This window comes from Paenibacillus sp. FSL E2-0190 (genome assembly GCF_037992965.1).
GTDB lineage: Bacteria > Bacillota > Bacilli > Paenibacillales > Paenibacillaceae > Paenibacillus_AQ > Paenibacillus_AQ odorifer.
Genome location: NZ_CP150306.1, coordinates 869,279 through 884,414 on the forward strand (window position 1 = coordinate 869,279; position 15,136 = coordinate 884,414).

The following is a 15,136-nucleotide window of genomic DNA, read 5'->3' on the forward strand; positions in this document are numbered from 1 at the left end:
GTAAGCAATAGGGAGCTATGATTCGGCGATGTGCATGAGGGTTTATGCGTAGATTTAGAAGTAGTTGCAGAAGCAGAAGTAGAAGTAGAAGTAGAAGTAGAAGTAGAAGTAGAAGTAGAAGTAGAAGTAGAAGTAGAAGTAGAAGTAGAAGTAGAAGTAGAAGTAGAAGTAGAAGTAGAAGTAGAAGTAGAAGTAGAAGTAGAAGCAGAAGCAGAAGCAGAAGCAGCAGTAGCAGTAGCAGCAGTAGCAGTAGCAGTAGCAGCAGCAGAAGCAGTAGAAGTAGAAGTAGCTGTAGCAGTAGAAGTAAATGCAGAAGTAGAAGTAGAAGCAGAAGCAGAAGCAGAAGTAGAAGTAGGGGTAGAATTAGATGAAGATACAGCTGAACCGAATACTCGGAGCCGTTTCGCCTAGCTCCTCCTATCTACGCCTAGCTCCTCCTATCCGCTCCTAGCTTCGCCAACCTAAACTGCAGACAACTAAACAACAGAGCAGCGTTCTCAAACGAGAGAATCGCTGCTCTGTTGTCTTTTTACAATATTAAAATGCATCGAACTGTCTCCTGCATAGGAAAAGGCTACTTAAGCGACATGTGCAGGATAGGAAAAGGATTACCTTGTTCGTCGAGTGCTGAACGCTCAAAAACCTGAAATCCCATATGCTCATAGAAACCTAAAGCTTGGGGATTTTGCTCATTTACATCCACGAGGTGTACGGCGAGTTCCTGTATGACATAAGCTACGAGTGCTTTTCCAACGCCTTTTCCCATTGCAGCAGGTTCTACGAACAGCATTTCAATCTTTTTATTCTGAACCCCTATGAAGCCAAGCAACTGTTCCTCATCATCTGTAAAAGCAAACAAATCGCTTATGCCCTCAAGCGCCTGCGTGACCAGCGGCCGCAAAGCATCAATATCCTGCTCGGATAGAAAAAGATGAGTATGCCGCACGGATGATTCCCAAATGTTCAGTAGACGGTTTAACAATTCTTCATTTCTAGTTGTGAAGATTTTTATTGAGTCCATATCTTTCCCTCACGATTCAATCTAATTCGAAGAAGAAGCTGCAGCCGCAGCTGATGCAGCCGCTGCCCCGGCAAGAGCAGCCTGTTGCGCAATTACAATATTGGTAATGTTGGTAGAAAGCATCGTAGTTAATACGCCGTTTTGCACATCCTCCACAGATCTGAAGGCTACCAGTGCAGAAGACAAGAGCAGTAATTCCTGCTTGCCAATAGACCAGTTCCCGAAGCCCTTTTTTGTACGCAAAAATTCGTAAGTCTCCGAGACATCAGTAACGATGTCCTCCTTGTTGCAAGGGAGCAGGGATAACACGCCCAGTGAGGAGAGGGTATATTCCTTGTCTAGCCGGATACCCTGTGCACGAAATGCATCTCTTAATGCCAATACACGGTCCGCTGCTTGAGGGGCTTCTTCCCCAAGAACCAATACCTGGGTCAGGGCTTGCACACTGTTGCCTGACATAAACTCGGGCTTAAGCGTTACATAGAGCTGCTCCATGCGGTCCACGCCACTCTCAACATCGATATCCGAAAGACCAAGCATCGCGGAGAAGATATAATCGTCCTGTCCGGTAAGGAAACGATGTTTTGCCTTCATACTATCGTAAAATAGCTTTGCCCGTTCTACCGTACGCTGATATTGATCCGATGTTTCATTAGCAGCGATTTGATAGGCAGCAACGACGAGATAATCAGAGGCTCTGAATTTGGCTTCCTTCATTAAATCATACACGGCAAGTGTGTTTGCAAGCAGAGTTTCCTTCTCGTCAGAAAGAGAGAGCAGGGCAGCAATGCTGATCACCGAAGTCCCTCTAAATTGAGAGAAAATCCCGGTACTCTCCTTAATTAGCTCATAGCTGGCACGGATGGCTTCGTCATCTGCAACTTTGTCTTCTACAGCATACAATAGTGCCGCTAACCGATTAACCATTGCATTTTGCCATGGAAAAGATTTTTTGATCCTCTGAGCGTTGTCTGCGAACAATTCAAGCCTAGCTGGATATTGCTCCTTCATTGGATACACCTCTTATCTCTACTTTTAATTCATAACATTACGAAAATCCTGTGTTGTAGATTCATTTTACTATAAAAAATAAATCGGATGCCCACGAAAGCGGCTTACTAATAGGCTAGAGGTTGTTCAGGTGACCCCATGATTGAGTTTACTATGAGGATGTTATAATAATTATAAGATGGATCGACAGAGGTTTAAATGACAACAAAGGAGAAGAGCGACGATGACTGAGAGAATACCTGAAATCGTATTGAACGATGGAGTGAAGGTGCCTGCGATTGGTTTTGGTACCTACGCGTTAAACGGAACTGAGGGAGCACAAAACATCACTAAGGCGATTGATGTTGGCTATCGTCTGATCGACACTGCGTTTAATTATGAGAACGAGGGTGCTGTAGGCCAGGCTGTTCGGCAAAGTTCTGTGCCTAGGGAAGAGCTACTCATTACTTCCAAACTGCCAGGACGCCATCACTCTTATAAAGAAGCGTTGTCTACTATACAGGAGTCTTTATTCAGAGCCGGATTGGATTACTATGATTTCTATCTCATCCACTGGCCTAACCCTAGAGTGAATTTATATGTTGAGGCCTGGCAGGCGATGATCGAGGCACGTAAGCAAGGTTTGATTCGCTCCATCGGTGTATGTAACTTTTTGCCGGAGCATATTGAACGTTTGATACAAGAAACGGGTATAGCGCCGAGTATGAATCAGATTGAGCTGCATCCTCATTTTAATCAGGAAGAGCAACGTGCATGGAACAAAGAGCATGGGGTAGTGATTGAATCGTGGAGTCCATTGGGACGGGCTAGCAGTATACTGGAAAATGAGAAAATAGCGGAAATAGGCAAGGTTCATAATAAATCGATATCGCAAGTTATCTTACGTTGGCATATACAGCTTGGGGCTATTCCTATTCCAAAGGCTTCCTCTCTAGAGCATCAGCGTGATAATCTGAATATTTTTGATTTTGAATTATCGGAAGCTGAGATGACCGTTATTTCCGCATTAACCTCGCCAACAGGTCGCATAGCTGATCAAGATCCCGCATCGTATGAAGAATTTTAATAAATTTAACTACAACACGCCATTTATTGGCGTGTTTTTTTATATTAGGCTCTTACTAGCGCTTTGGCATACTGTTTGCCAGACGAGAGTAGGTTGTCACTTAGTTCAGGATCTTTAACCGTCCGTGCAAGAACAAGGGAGCCAACCATAGTACTGAACAGTGCGCTACCTTTGGACGCGTCAATTCCCGCCAGATCAGAGATAAAAGCAATCATCCGCTCCAGTTCCTGCGTGAATACCTGCCGAACTTCTTCTGAGGAACGGGATATTTCGCTAGAAAGGGCAGGGATAATGCAGCCCATCTCCATTTTGTCGCGGTGATACGGACTTAAATAATAATCAATGACAGCATCGATTTTGGGGTTCTGCTCTTCCTGGTCAGCGACCTTCTGCAGAAGTGCGATGGTATCGCTGATGGCATACCGGCAGGCTTCCGCTACAAGCTGTTCTTTGTTGTCAAAATGGGAATAAAACCCGCCATGAGTTAATCCGGCCCCCTTCATAATGAACGGAACGCTTACATCGTGAATACCGTTGGTGCGAAAAGCCTGAGCAGCACTTTCAACGATTTTATTTCGAACTTTTATTTTATGACCTTTGGGATACGGCATTGTAATCACTCCACAGCTTCATAGTTCTACTTTTAAAATATTATAGGCGTCATAATAAAGCCTGTCAATTTAGCGATTCTGAGAAAGTTAGCTCGTGAAAGGCGAGGCAAGGTTATTGACTGTTTTAAAATATGATGGTAATAATATATTACGTTCATCATATTTTAAAACAGTTCAACAGGAGGTATCAGGAGATGAGTAAGCTTGAAGCCGTAGAAACATTGGTCATTGGATCAGGTCCGGGAGGTTATGTGGCGGCGCTGCGATCTGCACAGCTTGGGATGAAAACAGCGATTGTTGAACGCAACCAGCTTGGCGGAGTCTGCACGCATGTTGGATGTATCCCATCCAAAGCATTAATTGCTGAATCACATCGCTATGATTTGCTCAGTCCTTTTAATTTTGTAGATGCGTCAGCATCTTTTAAAAATGCTCAGGATTTTAAACAAGGAGTTGTGAATAAGCAGGCAGGTGGAGTCAGTTATTTATTAAAGACTGCTGGGGTGAGCATTTTCGAAGGAGAGGCTAGCTTGGTGGATGAACATACAGCTATCATCAGTCAGTCTGGACAGGAGCAAACCTTATCCTTTAAAAACGCTATCCTGGCTACAGGATCTCGTCCGATTGAGCTGCCAGCCTTTCCTGTTGGCGGACGTATTTTGTCTTCCACAGAAGCGCTGTCGCTCCCTGAGATTCCAACTAGCCTAGTAGTTATAGGTGGGGGCTATATTGGTGTCGAGCTGGGGCAGATGTATGCCAAATTCGGAACAAAGGTAACGATTCTGGAAGGGGGAGAACAAGTGCTGCCTGGATTTGAGGCGGAGCTTGTGAGCCCTGTTGGAAAGCAGCTGAAAGCCAATGGCATGAAGATTATTACCGGAGCGACAGCTGTGAACGTAGTAGAGAGTGCAGATACCATTACACTGCATTATTTAAAAAATCAGGAACAGCAGCATGTTACAGCGGAATATGTGTTAGTTACTGTGGGCAGAAAACCAAATACAGACGGCAATTTAGGACTAGATCGCATAGGCTTGCCAGTGACGAGTAGGGGATTGATTGCGACGGACGAACAGTGCAGAACAGCTATCCCACATATTTTTGCAATTGGAGATATTACGGCAGGCCCGACTCTCGCTCACAAGGCATCCTACGAAGCCAAGATTGCGGCAGAGGCCATTGCAGGTCTCTCCTCCGAAGTTGATTATCGAGCCATCCCGCTCGTTGTTTTTTCGCACCCAGAGCTGGCCAGTGTCGGCTTAAGTGAAACAGAAGCAAAGACAAAAGGCATTTCGCTGGTTATTGGCAAATCCTCCTTTGGGATTAACGGGAGAGCCTTGGCCTTGAGGGAGACGGAAGGTTTCGTCAAGCTTGTAGCGGACCTGAATTCAGGAGTCGTAGTGGGTGCACAAATCGTTGGAGTAGAGGCATCCACACTCGTGTCGGAGCTTGCTCTTGCTATTGAGATGGGAGCCACTGTGGAGGACTTGGCGATGACCATTCACCCTCATCCCACATTGGGAGAAGTAATTATGGAGGCTGCTGAAAATGCAGTTAAAAAAATGGTGATGAAAGAGAGTGGAAAATGAAGATAAAAGCAGGGCTATATATAGGAATTGCGATTGTGCTGATTGTTGGAGGGGCGCTTCTTGCTGTAAAAGGAAAGGATGCAGTCAGTCAGGCTGAGAGCAGGAAACAAGGGATTCTGGATGCGGAGCAGAAGACAATATTTTATCAGAATAGTCCAGGGTCAATTGTCGAGGTCGGTGTGGCTGCAGGTGATTCTATAAAACAGGGAGAGGTGCTGTTTAAGGTTAAATCTGCTGAAGGAGAAACGGATGTAGTTGCGCCGGAGGACGGATCAGTCAACAAGATTATTGTAAAGCCGGGGGATCTAGTCCAGCTAGGAATGCCAATGGCGGTTTTGCAAAAAAACAGCTTTTATACAGATCTCTACATACAAGAAAGTGAAATCCAAAAGCTAGAGGTGAATCAAAGTATTGGCGTTCATTTTCCATATTTGGAGCACCCAACGGAGGTGACAGGTGTAATTACATCTATCGCAGCCGCGCCTCAATTTGCGAGCTTACGTATGTCACGTGAAAAAGGGCAAGCCGATTTAAGCATGTTTCTTGTCCGTGTAACTATGGATGGGAATGCTGATTTGCTTCCGGGGATGACAGCGGAGGTGAAGCTCGATGAAGTCACTGATTGACGAATGGAAGTACGTGGCGGGCAGTAAGTATTTACGCCTGATTTTTATAGGTCCGCTTATTGCGGCCCTATTTTTTGGCTTAATGTTCTCGAAGAACCAAATCAGCGAATCGCATGTTGTTGTCATTGATGAGGATCACAGTTCGTATTCACGACAGCTGATCTCAAAGATAAATGCCTCTCCATATATGAACGTAACAAATGTGTACTCCAGCCGCCTGAACCCAGAGACGTTACTAGCAAATGAGCAGGCTGTAGCGGTCATCATGCTTCCCAAAGAGTTGGGGCAACATCAGCAGCAGGGGATATCAACGAATATTGGCATCTTAATGGATAATACAATGCCATCAGGGTTAACCAGCATCCGGACTGCGATTCAGGAAGTCATCCAGACGGAAAATGTGACTCTTTCTATGACCCGGTTCCTCCAAAAGGGGATGGATGCCGAAACCTCTAAAGGGCTTGCTTCTCCGTTATCTCTCCAGCAGCGGATGTTGTTTAACCCGACCACAAGTTATGTGGGTTTTATGGTCATTGGATTTGTGAATATTGTGGTGCTGATGATTACAACAAGCGCAGCGGGTTCAATTGTCCCTCGGTTGCGGCAGGAGGGGAAACTCTTTGCAAACGGGAAGTCTCCTTGGCAGATTTGGGTTCGCAGTGTACCTTACGCTGTTTTGACCACTATTTCGCTGCTCCTAAATTATGGCTTATTAAAGCAGGTGGGGGGAATGCGCTTTGAAGCAGCGCTTTATCTGTTTATTATTCCACTGTTTGTATATGCCTTTGCCTTGTCGCTTATGGGTCTGTTGATTGGTTATACTGCCAAAGATGTATCCAAAGTTAATTTACGAACCAATTTCGTGTTGTATCCGTCGTTTCTTGCTACTGGAATCCAGCTGAGTCCACTTGCCTTTCCAGAGTTTTTTCAAATTTCCGCATGGGTATTACCTATGAACTGGCTTAATCGCCTCATACGTGGAATGGCTTTTCGGGATGGGGCGCTAACAGCCTACAGTCAGGAGCTGGGGGCGCTGTTGATGATTATCGGCGTTGTATCCTTATTCATTGGATTGCTGGTGCTTAGGGAGATGAAGAAACCAGAGATTCAGTTCTCAGAATCAGTCAGCGCTTGAGTAATTTGATCTAGTCTAGTTTAGTCCAGTCGTGCAAACCGTTGTTCTGTTTTATCAAGATGCTTCACCCGCTCTTCTAAGCTGCGATCTGACATCCCGGCATAATTATACCAACGGAGGTTCTTCCGTATTCCCATTTTGCGGAAGGTGCCTCTAAATAGAATTTTGGTGATGGGGTTGCCAAAAATCCAACGATAAAAGAAGTCGGGCGTGTTCATTACGGTCAGCAGGGATACTCCTTTAATATTCGGGAGTAAGCATTTGAAGGGCCGCCCAGGTTTAGTTTCTTCGTAGACAATGCCTTTTGCGAATACCTTATCAAGGAAACCTTTGGTAAGAGCGGGCATGGCTTCCCACCATATAGGGAAAATGAAGACAATATGATCCGCTGCTATAAGACGCTGCTGATAATTGGCGACTAGCGGGTCGGGGGTTCTCTTTTGCCGCCAAGCAGTGAGTTCTTCGTGCGACATGACGGGATCAAATCCATCGGCATGCAGATCGATAAGATCAATCGTATGGCCTTTGGTGGTGAGACCTCGCATTACGGAGGCTAATAAGGCTGCGGAATAGCTTCGCTGATGGGGGACATTCTCGGACGCTGTTGCTCCGTATGGATGATCAAAAATAATTAAGACATTCATATAAATACCTTCTTTTCGTATTATTGTTTCCCAGAAATAAAATATTAACTATGGAAACAATAATACGTTTTAAGTTTCCTTGTTGTCAATATTATTTCTAGGAAACTTTATTTATGATCTGTGTCTTGTTAAAATGTGCATAAGATGAATTTACGAGGAGACTTAACAGTGACGCATTCTTTCGAGAACTTACCTAATAAGGATATTTTGATAAAAAAAATGATAGAGATGATTCCCCAACTACAAAAGCGATTTCAATCGGAGGATGATGAAGAGAAGGAATGGTTGATTCAGAACTGCAGTAACCCCCTTATCATTGATTTCCTCCAAGACTCCACAGTCATGATGCTGCATGTAATAGATGCGATTGGACAGCTTGAGCCGGTGAATGGCACTACCATTTCGAAGCAATTCGGAATTCCGAAAGGCAGCGTGTCCAAAATCACTAGAAAATTAGTGCAGCAGCAAATTATTCGCACGGAGTATCTTCCCGATAATAAAAAAGAAGTGCTGTTTCTTACAACACCTCTGGGTAAAGAAATATTCGTTTTGCACCAAGCTCTACATCATCAGATGAATAAAGGGATAAACCGGTTTCTACAGAGATATAACACAGATGAATTGTTATTTCTGATCCAAGCGTTCAGGGATACTTTAGAAGCATCATGGGTTCATTCGGAATCGGTTGCTGAAGAAGAACTATTAAACACTGGAGAATCTCTTGAGGCAATGAAAAACGATGAAATGAGTCAAATCGTAGACATGCTTAACCAACTGGATACGCGTAACCTCAAAAAGGCTAAGGCAGTTCTCCAAGCTATGTTTTTCACCCCTTTTGATTAGCTTTATATTTTTTGATAATGGCTTATTTTCTTTTCACCCTTCCACAATTGCTCTAAAAGCATGGCCAGTATAGTGCCGACAAGCAGACCATTACTGCAAATATATCGAAGTGTGGAAGGAAGACTCTGAAATACCGCTGGAGGCAAAAACATAAGTCCGATGCTCACCAACAACGTTATTCCTAGTATCGTTAATCGGCGATGATCAAGCTGTTCCCGCAACAAGGATTGGAATGCAATCCCTACGATTTGTACAAAAGTAGCTAGAAGTGCTGCACTGGCTACTGGCGCTGGAAGTAACGCTAGCACATTGACAACGGACGGCATAAGCGCGATAACGGTTAGTAACAGACAGGCCATAAGAAATGGCCGAATTCGCTTTTGCCCCGTTAATTTCATAAAGCCCGCCGAGGCTGGCAATGGAACAACGCCTATCGTTGAGAATAGGGCGGCTAGTATATGAGAGATCCCTCCCGTCCAAATCCCTCGACTTAATGCTGTTTTTTCATCTTTCGGTACAACCAGAACTACTTGTTTTACAGCGGAAATAGAAGAAATTGTATTGGATACTAACAAAAACGTAAACAACAGTGAGGTAATCACGATCCCTAGATCGAATTGAGGTACTCCCCAAGCAAAAATTTGAGGGAACTTCAAGACGGGAGTTGAAGCTGTAAATGTTAGCCTCACTTTCCCCAATGCTGCAAATAGTCCCGAACCCAAGCCGATTCCAATCAGTACGGCGTAACTACTAATCCATCCTCTTCCTTTAATAGAGAGAAAAATAACAAGTCCAAAAATAAAAAAGGATATGAGTGCTGCCATAACATCTGGTTCGGCGCTTGTTCCCTGTAATCCAAGCATGCCCTTGACTAATACACCGCTTAATTGCAAGGAGAGAATGAACAAAAATGAACCTGAAACTAAGGGTGTAAATAAAAATTGAAGCCTATAAACTAGCCCTGTAGTTCCTAATACGAAGAGAAGAAGACCGGCTACGATTAATCCTCCTTCTAGAATTTGTAATGTATGCATCTGATCTTGCCCTTGAATGAAGGCTAAGTTGCCTAATATGACAAAGATACTTACCCATGATCCCGCAGGTCCATCTGCAATAGGGTATTTATGTCCGAAGCACCCCTGAATAAACGAACTGATTCCTACAACGAAAAACGTCCGCTGCATTAAGGTTGAAATTTGTTCAAACGACAATTGAAAAATACCTCCAATGACAATGGGCAGAGCCACTGCATTGGCTAGCAAAAAAATAAACCATTGTACAGTACTGAGACTATTAGTAACGCGTTTATTCTCCATATCAACTCACCTTTACTATTGTTAACTTTACAATCTATACGGAAAATGAAAGCCACCTTTCGATTTGAAATCGTTAAAAGGTGGCTTGCTTATTAATCTATTACCATTTGCGATATGGCAAAAACTTTCCGTTCATCGTCAGAATGATGCGGTCACCGTTCGGATCTTCTTGCTTTTGTACGTCGAATTGGAAATCGATTGCGCTCATGATACCTTCGCCAAGCTTCTCTAAAACAAGTTCTCTAATCGTTGGACCGTATACAAGCAGCATTTCGTATAGGCGATACAATCCTGGATCTGTAGGCGGCATATCGATGACATCACCACGGTGTGGGATTTGTGCGAGCGCTTGAACCACTTGTTCGTCGAGTTCAAGCAATTCCCCCATTTTATCTGCTTCATTACGTGTCATTGTTGCTTGACCCAACAGTGCAGTTACAACCCAGCTCTCTGAATGCTCGCTTACCTTTGCGATTTCGCCCCAAGTTAATCCTTTTGCAAATTTAGCGTCCAATATCTGTTGTGTCGCTTCTTTTCTATTCATATTTCATTGCTCCCTTTAGTTTAGTATAATGAGTATCGCTTAGTGCTTGTCGTGGCCTGTTACTTGTTCATATCCATTTACAATCAGATCGAGTTTACCAGTGTCTGGTGCAATCACCAGACCATGAACAGCTACCTCTTTCGGAATGAGCGGATGATTACGCACCAGATCTATGTTTCCTCTAATCGAATCTACGACATTCGTAAAGCCGAACAACCATTTATGAAGATCGATACCTGCATATTCAAGTGAAGAAAGAATTTCTGGTGTCGCGACTCCGCGATCCATTATTTTTTGAAGTGTTCCTTCAGGGTTGCTTTGACTCATGCCACAATTGTGGTGACCGATGATATAAATTTCTTCCGCATTCAGTTCGTAGACAGCCGTTACGATACTGCGCATGATGCTTCCAAATGCATGGGTAATCGTTCCACCTGCTGTTTTGATGACTTTGGCATCCCCATTGTGTATGTTTAGGGCTTTAGGCAGCAGCTCAATCAGTCGAGCATCCATGCATGTTACGACAATCATGCGTTTTTTAGGGAATTTCGTTCCCTCATAAGGTAGATACTCCTTGTCTTCTACGAACTGATCGTTATACTCCAAAATTTCTTGTAATAGCATTCTTGGGCCTCCTTTGAAGTGTTTTAGTTATCACTGTTTCAATGGCTACTAACTAGTGAATCAGGATATAACTAAGTATAGATATTCATGCTTAAATGCTGAATAAGTTGGCGAAACGCTATATGTCCATTTGCTTTCATGACGAAAGGATTGATTTTTATTTTTGATCATATCGATTTTGCGATACTAGCATTACTAAGAGAAAACTCCAGAATTCAGTGGAAGGACATTGGCCAAAAGATACATATGACCGGCCAAGCGGTCGGAAATCGCATTAGGCGTTTAGAAGATTTGGGGGTTATCGAGCAATATACGATCGTTACTAATAAAGCAAAGCTAGGTCTGTCTATCACAGCCTTTATTACATTTTTTGTGGAATCAGCCAATCATCCTTTATTTCAGAAGTTCGTGATGGCAGAGGATGCTATTACCGAAGTGCATCGAATTAGCGGAGAAGGATGTTATGTATTAACCGGACATTTTGCTTCTAATGAGGAGCTTGAGGCATTTCTGGCTCAACTTTTGAATCATGGGAATTATCGAGTGAGTCTATCCATCGGAAAAATAAAATCTTAATCCATACAAAAAAGAGGGGCGTAGACCCCTCTTTTTTTTCCAATTTATAATTTTTGATAATGATGTAAGAGATTCTCTATTCTATTCTGAATCATTTGTTTTAAGGCTTCAGGTTTCACGGATGTAACAGCATGACCATATCGCATAAAATAATTAGCCAAGAAATCCTCTTCACCTGGATTATAGAATCCCTTAATGACTGTTTTCGGACCCACCTCTATTTCCATAGAAGGATAATGTTCTTTATAAAAAATATCCTTTGCTTGTTCCGCAATCCCAACTTCAAAGTCAATACTTTTCGCAGACTGATAGATTTCTAATGAACGACTAAGAAGTTCTTCTATAGAATAACGAGTTTTGTTTTCCTTTTCTTCAATGAAGGTTATTCGATCACATCTAAAAACTCTATATGTATTCGTCGTAAGCTCTATTCCAGTGGCATACCATTGACCAAACTTAGCGGAAATCCTAAAGAATTGAACAGGGTAGCGTTTTGTTTGGTTTTCTTTTGTATATTCAATGTTACAGGCACTCTCATTTAGAATACTTGCTAGGATTTTATCTAAAAAACGGCTGACATGCTTATGCTGATACATTTCGAATTGCAGGACCTTTTTCATTTTGTGAATCTGGTTGATTTGTGTACTCGATAGACAGTGCTCAAACTTTTCGTTTAGCTTGTTAACACTTAAATGAAAGGGTGTAGATTGATAAGATTCTAATGTCAGCATGGCAAAATACAGCGCATAGACTTCATCTATCGTGAAAATAATAGGGGATAACAATCTGTTTTTTAAAAGTCCATAACGTCCGTGTCTTCCATGTTCCGCGAAAATAGGCATACCTAATTGTTCTAATGAACTAATATCGCGTAGAGCTGTACTTTTTGAAATAGCGTATTTATCCATGAGATCACTTAAATTAAAGAATTCTCGATTGTTTAAGTACCTCATCATGTCATTTAACCGTTCTGATTTTTTCATATATAAAACTCCTTATAAAGGTGTCATGTTTTGATGCCTTTATATAGGATAATAAGTTTAAGGCCAGATATCAAATATATAAAAAGGAGAGATTTATACTATGAGTACAACCCTAGAAGTAGCTATTTTTTTATCGATGAATGGAAGAGCTAAGGAAGCTATAGAATTTTACAAGAAGCATTTTGATGCAGATGAATTGTTACGTGTTACCTATCAACAACTAGCAGAGCGTGACAGCTCCATACAGCTTACGGATGAAAATAAGGATTATATTACTCACTCTGTCCTGTTAATCGGAAAAACAAAAATAATGATAGCAGAAGATACAATGAATACGAATGAGAAATATACAGTGGGCAATAACACTTCATTATGTATTCAAAGTGCTGACTTAGAGGGGATTGAAGGTTTTTATAAAAGCTTAATCACAGACGAGCGCGTGAAAATTATTGCTCCGTTATCTAGCAATGTGTTTAGTAAAGCCTACGGTATCATTGAAGATCCCTTTGGTATTCAAATCCAACTCATGTTTGATGAAAGATTACATTAAAAAAGCTTCCTGCTTCTAAAACAAACTAAGTTTAATATTCAGCCGACTAAATTTCAGGTGTATTGTCCTGAGTTTGGCCGGCTTTTTTCTTGAGAGACGGGTTGTCCCAACCAAACGATAGAACGCAGATCGCGAGACTGTGCAGATTGTGCTTTTTACGTTCATTTCAAAATTAAGGCGGCACAGCAAATTACCGATAAATATAATAGCTAATGATTATATCTAATGGAGGAAAGACGGATGAAGAGGATTTTTAGTATATTGCTGATGTTATTACTGGTTACACCAGCACTCGGCACTACAACCTTTGCGAGCAATACGGTGAAGGCTAAGGTAACCGAGAGCAGTACATATTTTGATGGAGAACAGCGGAACCTGAATGGGTTCAATATATCGAATAACAATTATTTCAGACTACGCGATTTGGCAGAGTATTTCTCGGGAACGAGCAGCCAGTTTGATATCACTTGGAATAAAGCGAACAATGCGATTGAGATCATAACTGGACAAGCTTATACGCCCGAAAAGAAAACAACAAGTAACTATTATAGCCGCAATAGAAATTATGCAGCTACGCTTTCAAATTCTAAGGTGCTGGTCAATGGACAGTTGCAGTCTATTACGGCGTACAATATTGATGATAACAATTATTTCCAGTTGAGAGATTTGGCGGGTAAAATTCCGTTCGATATTGAATTTGACGTTCAGTCTGATCGCATATCGTTATTCTCCAAAATCCCAGATCATGCTTACCGGGTAAAGACGGCGGCTGTAGCTGAGAGTAATGCGGAATCTTCTTATTTTCCTAGATGGAAAAGTACGGCCTCTTCTTATCTTGTGAATAATAAGGATGGGACTGTAAGTGTTATTGAGGCGAACAAAGAGTTTACGATTGAAACGTACAATGAGAAGTACGAACTAACAGGCAATAAGAGCATTCCTTTTGAGCTTCCGGTGTTTGGTGGATTCTTTAGTGGGGAGAAGTATAACTATATTGCTTTTGGCCAAGAGAACCGCGAAGAGAATGATAGCAAGGAAGTCATTCGTATTGTCCGTTATGATAAAAGCTTCAATAGAGTAGACAGTGTCTCCATAAAGGGTGGGGAGAGCTATACCGTTAGCCCTTTTGATTCAGGCTCCGGCAGGATGGCTGAAGCTGGAGATACGCTTGTATTTCACACTTCACGTACACGATACACGACAGAAGATAAATTAAATCATCAATCCCAGCTTACCATTATTGTAAATACTAAAACCATGACCGTGACCAATGATTTGGGAAGATTCCAGAAGAATCATGTCAGTCACTCTTTTGACCAATATGTATTGTTTGATGGTACTGCGCATGTTCTAGTCGATCATGGCGACGCTTATCCCCGTTCGATTGTTCTGAATAAAGGAGACGGAGCCAGTTATAACGAAGTGGATTTATTTAATATTCCCGGCAAAATCGGAGCGAACGCGACGGGTGTTTCTATAGGCGGATTTGAGATGTCCCCGGCGAACTATATAGTCGCTATGAATTCGGTAGATCATTCCCTAGTCAAAGAGTATACATCTTTTGAGATGGTGGGTTTAGAAACGGACCAAAGGGATGTCATACTTAGTGTGTTGCCCAAGTCCAACCTGAGCAGTACTTCGGTGAATCACATTACCTTGGCTAAATATGTAGGCACGAACCTGATCGCATCCATCCCTAAACTAGTAAAAATCACAGACGATAAAATGATGGTGCTGTGGCAGGAGTTTGATAAAGAGAATCATCCGGGTGATCTGAAATATGTTCTTATAGATGGAGCGGGAAAAGCTACTAGCGACATCCAAACGATCAAGCATTTTGCCTTATCAGAGTGCAGTCCTATTATTAGTGGGGACAAAATCATTTGGTATACGAACAATAAGGGATCCAGAGTGTTCTATTCGATCCCGTTAAATTAACGGATTCAATTAATAACAAAGTGGGTAAATTAGACTATAAGCTATAAATAGGACCTTCT

17 protein-coding genes are annotated in these 15,136 nt (G+C 42.3%); 9 read left to right on the forward strand and 8 right to left on the reverse strand.

Going from position 1 to position 15,136, the window contains the following annotated elements; translation table 11 throughout:
* The first annotated feature begins 30 nt into the window (after positions 1-30).
* Positions 31-411 carry a hypothetical protein gene (locus NST25_RS03735; protein ID WP_340393347.1) on the forward strand — a complete coding sequence of 127 codons (381 nt, stop codon included), beginning with the start codon at positions 31-33 and terminating at the stop codon, positions 409-411.
* 163 nt (positions 412-574) lie between these two features.
* Here the strand turns inward: NST25_RS03735 and NST25_RS03740 are convergent, their stop codons facing one another.
* On the reverse strand, positions 575-1,021 hold the full coding sequence (locus NST25_RS03740; RefSeq protein ID WP_340393349.1) for a GNAT family N-acetyltransferase: 447 nt from the start codon (positions 1,019-1,021) through the stop codon (positions 575-577).
* Between the two features lie 21 nt (positions 1,022-1,042).
* Positions 1,043-2,032, reverse strand: a complete 990-nt coding sequence (locus NST25_RS03745) for a DUF4003 family protein (RefSeq protein WP_340393350.1) — start codon at positions 2,030-2,032, stop codon at positions 1,043-1,045.
* Positions 2,033-2,255: 223 nt separating this feature from the next.
* Between NST25_RS03745 and NST25_RS03750 the strand changes: the two genes are divergently transcribed.
* Complete coding sequence (locus NST25_RS03750) at positions 2,256-3,098, forward strand: aldo/keto reductase (RefSeq protein WP_340393351.1); 843 nt, start codon at positions 2,256-2,258, stop codon at positions 3,096-3,098.
* Between the two features lie 44 nt (positions 3,099-3,142).
* Here the strand turns inward: NST25_RS03750 and NST25_RS03755 are convergent, their stop codons facing one another.
* Positions 3,143-3,709, reverse strand: coding sequence for a TetR/AcrR family transcriptional regulator (locus tag NST25_RS03755; protein WP_340393352.1), 567 nt, complete (start codon positions 3,707-3,709; stop codon positions 3,143-3,145).
* Between the two features lie 194 nt (positions 3,710-3,903).
* Here NST25_RS03755 and lpdA point away from each other — a divergent pair, with 194 nt between their 5' ends.
* The 3 genes from lpdA to NST25_RS03770 are packed head-to-tail and all read left to right on the forward strand — an operon-like array spanning position 3,904 to position 7,059.
* Positions 3,904-5,298, forward strand: coding sequence for a dihydrolipoyl dehydrogenase (lpdA, locus tag NST25_RS03760; RefSeq protein ID WP_340393353.1), 1,395 nt, complete (start codon positions 3,904-3,906; stop codon positions 5,296-5,298).
* Positions 5,295-5,924, forward strand: a complete 630-nt coding sequence (locus tag NST25_RS03765) for an HlyD family efflux transporter periplasmic adaptor subunit (RefSeq protein WP_076128586.1) — start codon at positions 5,295-5,297, stop codon at positions 5,922-5,924. Before lpdA ends, NST25_RS03765 begins: the two co-directional genes overlap by 4 nt.
* Positions 5,908-7,059, forward strand: coding sequence for an ABC transporter permease (locus NST25_RS03770; RefSeq protein WP_340393354.1), 1,152 nt, complete (start codon positions 5,908-5,910; stop codon positions 7,057-7,059). The genes NST25_RS03765 and NST25_RS03770 overlap by 17 nt, the downstream gene beginning before the upstream one ends.
* A gap of 20 nt (positions 7,060-7,079) precedes the next feature.
* Here NST25_RS03770 and NST25_RS03775 read toward each other — a convergent pair whose 3' ends face one another.
* Positions 7,080-7,703: an NAD(P)H-dependent oxidoreductase gene (locus tag NST25_RS03775; RefSeq protein WP_280753659.1), complete on the reverse strand. Its 624-nt coding sequence runs from the start codon at positions 7,701-7,703 to the stop codon at positions 7,080-7,082.
* A 168-nt stretch (positions 7,704-7,871) separates the two neighbouring features.
* Between NST25_RS03775 and NST25_RS03780 the strand changes: the two genes are divergently transcribed.
* Positions 7,872-8,546 carry a winged helix DNA-binding protein gene (locus NST25_RS03780; protein ID WP_340393355.1) on the forward strand — a complete coding sequence of 225 codons (675 nt, stop codon included), beginning with the start codon at positions 7,872-7,874 and terminating at the stop codon, positions 8,544-8,546.
* A gap of 2 nt (positions 8,547-8,548) precedes the next feature.
* Here NST25_RS03780 and NST25_RS03785 read toward each other — a convergent pair whose 3' ends face one another.
* From NST25_RS03785 to NST25_RS03795, 3 genes are all read right to left on the reverse strand, one after another.
* Positions 8,549-9,862, reverse strand: a complete 1,314-nt coding sequence (locus NST25_RS03785; protein WP_076302908.1) for a purine/pyrimidine permease — start codon at positions 9,860-9,862, stop codon at positions 8,549-8,551.
* A 100-nt stretch (positions 9,863-9,962) separates the two neighbouring features.
* Entirely contained in the window at positions 9,963-10,406 is a 444-nt protein-coding gene (cynS, locus tag NST25_RS03790) for a cyanase (RefSeq protein ID WP_076302909.1), read from the reverse strand.
* Positions 10,407-10,445: 39 nt separating this feature from the next.
* Complete coding sequence (locus tag NST25_RS03795; RefSeq protein ID WP_076185111.1) at positions 10,446-11,030, reverse strand: carbonic anhydrase; 585 nt, start codon at positions 11,028-11,030, stop codon at positions 10,446-10,448.
* Positions 11,031-11,168: 138 nt separating this feature from the next.
* Here NST25_RS03795 and NST25_RS03800 point away from each other — a divergent pair, with 138 nt between their 5' ends.
* Entirely contained in the window at positions 11,169-11,606 is a 438-nt protein-coding gene (locus NST25_RS03800) for an Lrp/AsnC family transcriptional regulator (RefSeq protein ID WP_076185110.1), read from the forward strand.
* A gap of 44 nt (positions 11,607-11,650) precedes the next feature.
* Here the strand turns inward: NST25_RS03800 and NST25_RS03805 are convergent, their stop codons facing one another.
* Positions 11,651-12,589, reverse strand: coding sequence for a YafY family protein (locus tag NST25_RS03805; RefSeq protein WP_339246444.1), 939 nt, complete (start codon positions 12,587-12,589; stop codon positions 11,651-11,653).
* A 100-nt stretch (positions 12,590-12,689) separates the two neighbouring features.
* On the opposite strand from NST25_RS03805, the gene NST25_RS03810 reads away from it, so the two are divergent.
* Entirely contained in the window at positions 12,690-13,139 is a 450-nt protein-coding gene (locus NST25_RS03810) for a VOC family protein (RefSeq protein ID WP_076185108.1), read from the forward strand.
* Positions 13,140-13,379: 240 nt separating this feature from the next.
* Positions 13,380-15,077, forward strand: coding sequence for a hypothetical protein (locus NST25_RS03815; protein WP_340393357.1), 1,698 nt, complete (start codon positions 13,380-13,382; stop codon positions 15,075-15,077).
* Positions 15,078-15,136: the final 59 nt, after the last annotated feature.

Coding starts and splice junctions, on each gene's coding strand:
- NST25_RS03740 (WP_340393349.1), bottom strand. CDS start 1,021: ATGGACTCAATAAAAATCTTCACAACTAGAAATGAAGAATTGTTAAAC.
- NST25_RS03745 (WP_340393350.1), bottom strand. CDS start 2,032: ATGAAGGAGCAATATCCAGCTAGGCTTGAATTGTTCGCAGACAACGCT.
- NST25_RS03750 (WP_340393351.1), top strand. CDS start 2,256: ATGACTGAGAGAATACCTGAAATCGTATTGAACGATGGAGTGAAGGTG.
- NST25_RS03755 (WP_340393352.1), bottom strand. CDS start 3,709: ATGCCGTATCCCAAAGGTCATAAAATAAAAGTTCGAAATAAAATCGTT.
- lpdA (WP_340393353.1), top strand. CDS start 3,904: ATGAGTAAGCTTGAAGCCGTAGAAACATTGGTCATTGGATCAGGTCCG.
- NST25_RS03765 (WP_076128586.1), top strand. CDS start 5,295: ATGAAGATAAAAGCAGGGCTATATATAGGAATTGCGATTGTGCTGATT.
- NST25_RS03770 (WP_340393354.1), top strand. CDS start 5,908: ATGAAGTCACTGATTGACGAATGGAAGTACGTGGCGGGCAGTAAGTAT.
- NST25_RS03775 (WP_280753659.1), bottom strand. CDS start 7,703: ATGAATGTCTTAATTATTTTTGATCATCCATACGGAGCAACAGCGTCC.
- NST25_RS03785 (WP_076302908.1), bottom strand. CDS start 9,862: ATGGAGAATAAACGCGTTACTAATAGTCTCAGTACTGTACAATGGTTT.
- cynS (WP_076302909.1), bottom strand. CDS start 10,406: ATGAATAGAAAAGAAGCGACACAACAGATATTGGACGCTAAATTTGCA.
- NST25_RS03795 (WP_076185111.1), bottom strand. CDS start 11,030: ATGCTATTACAAGAAATTTTGGAGTATAACGATCAGTTCGTAGAAGAC.
- NST25_RS03800 (WP_076185110.1), top strand. CDS start 11,169: ATGACGAAAGGATTGATTTTTATTTTTGATCATATCGATTTTGCGATA.
- NST25_RS03805 (WP_339246444.1), bottom strand. CDS start 12,589: ATGAAAAAATCAGAACGGTTAAATGACATGATGAGGTACTTAAACAAT.
- NST25_RS03810 (WP_076185108.1), top strand. CDS start 12,690: ATGAGTACAACCCTAGAAGTAGCTATTTTTTTATCGATGAATGGAAGA.
- NST25_RS03815 (WP_340393357.1), top strand. CDS start 13,380: ATGAAGAGGATTTTTAGTATATTGCTGATGTTATTACTGGTTACACCA.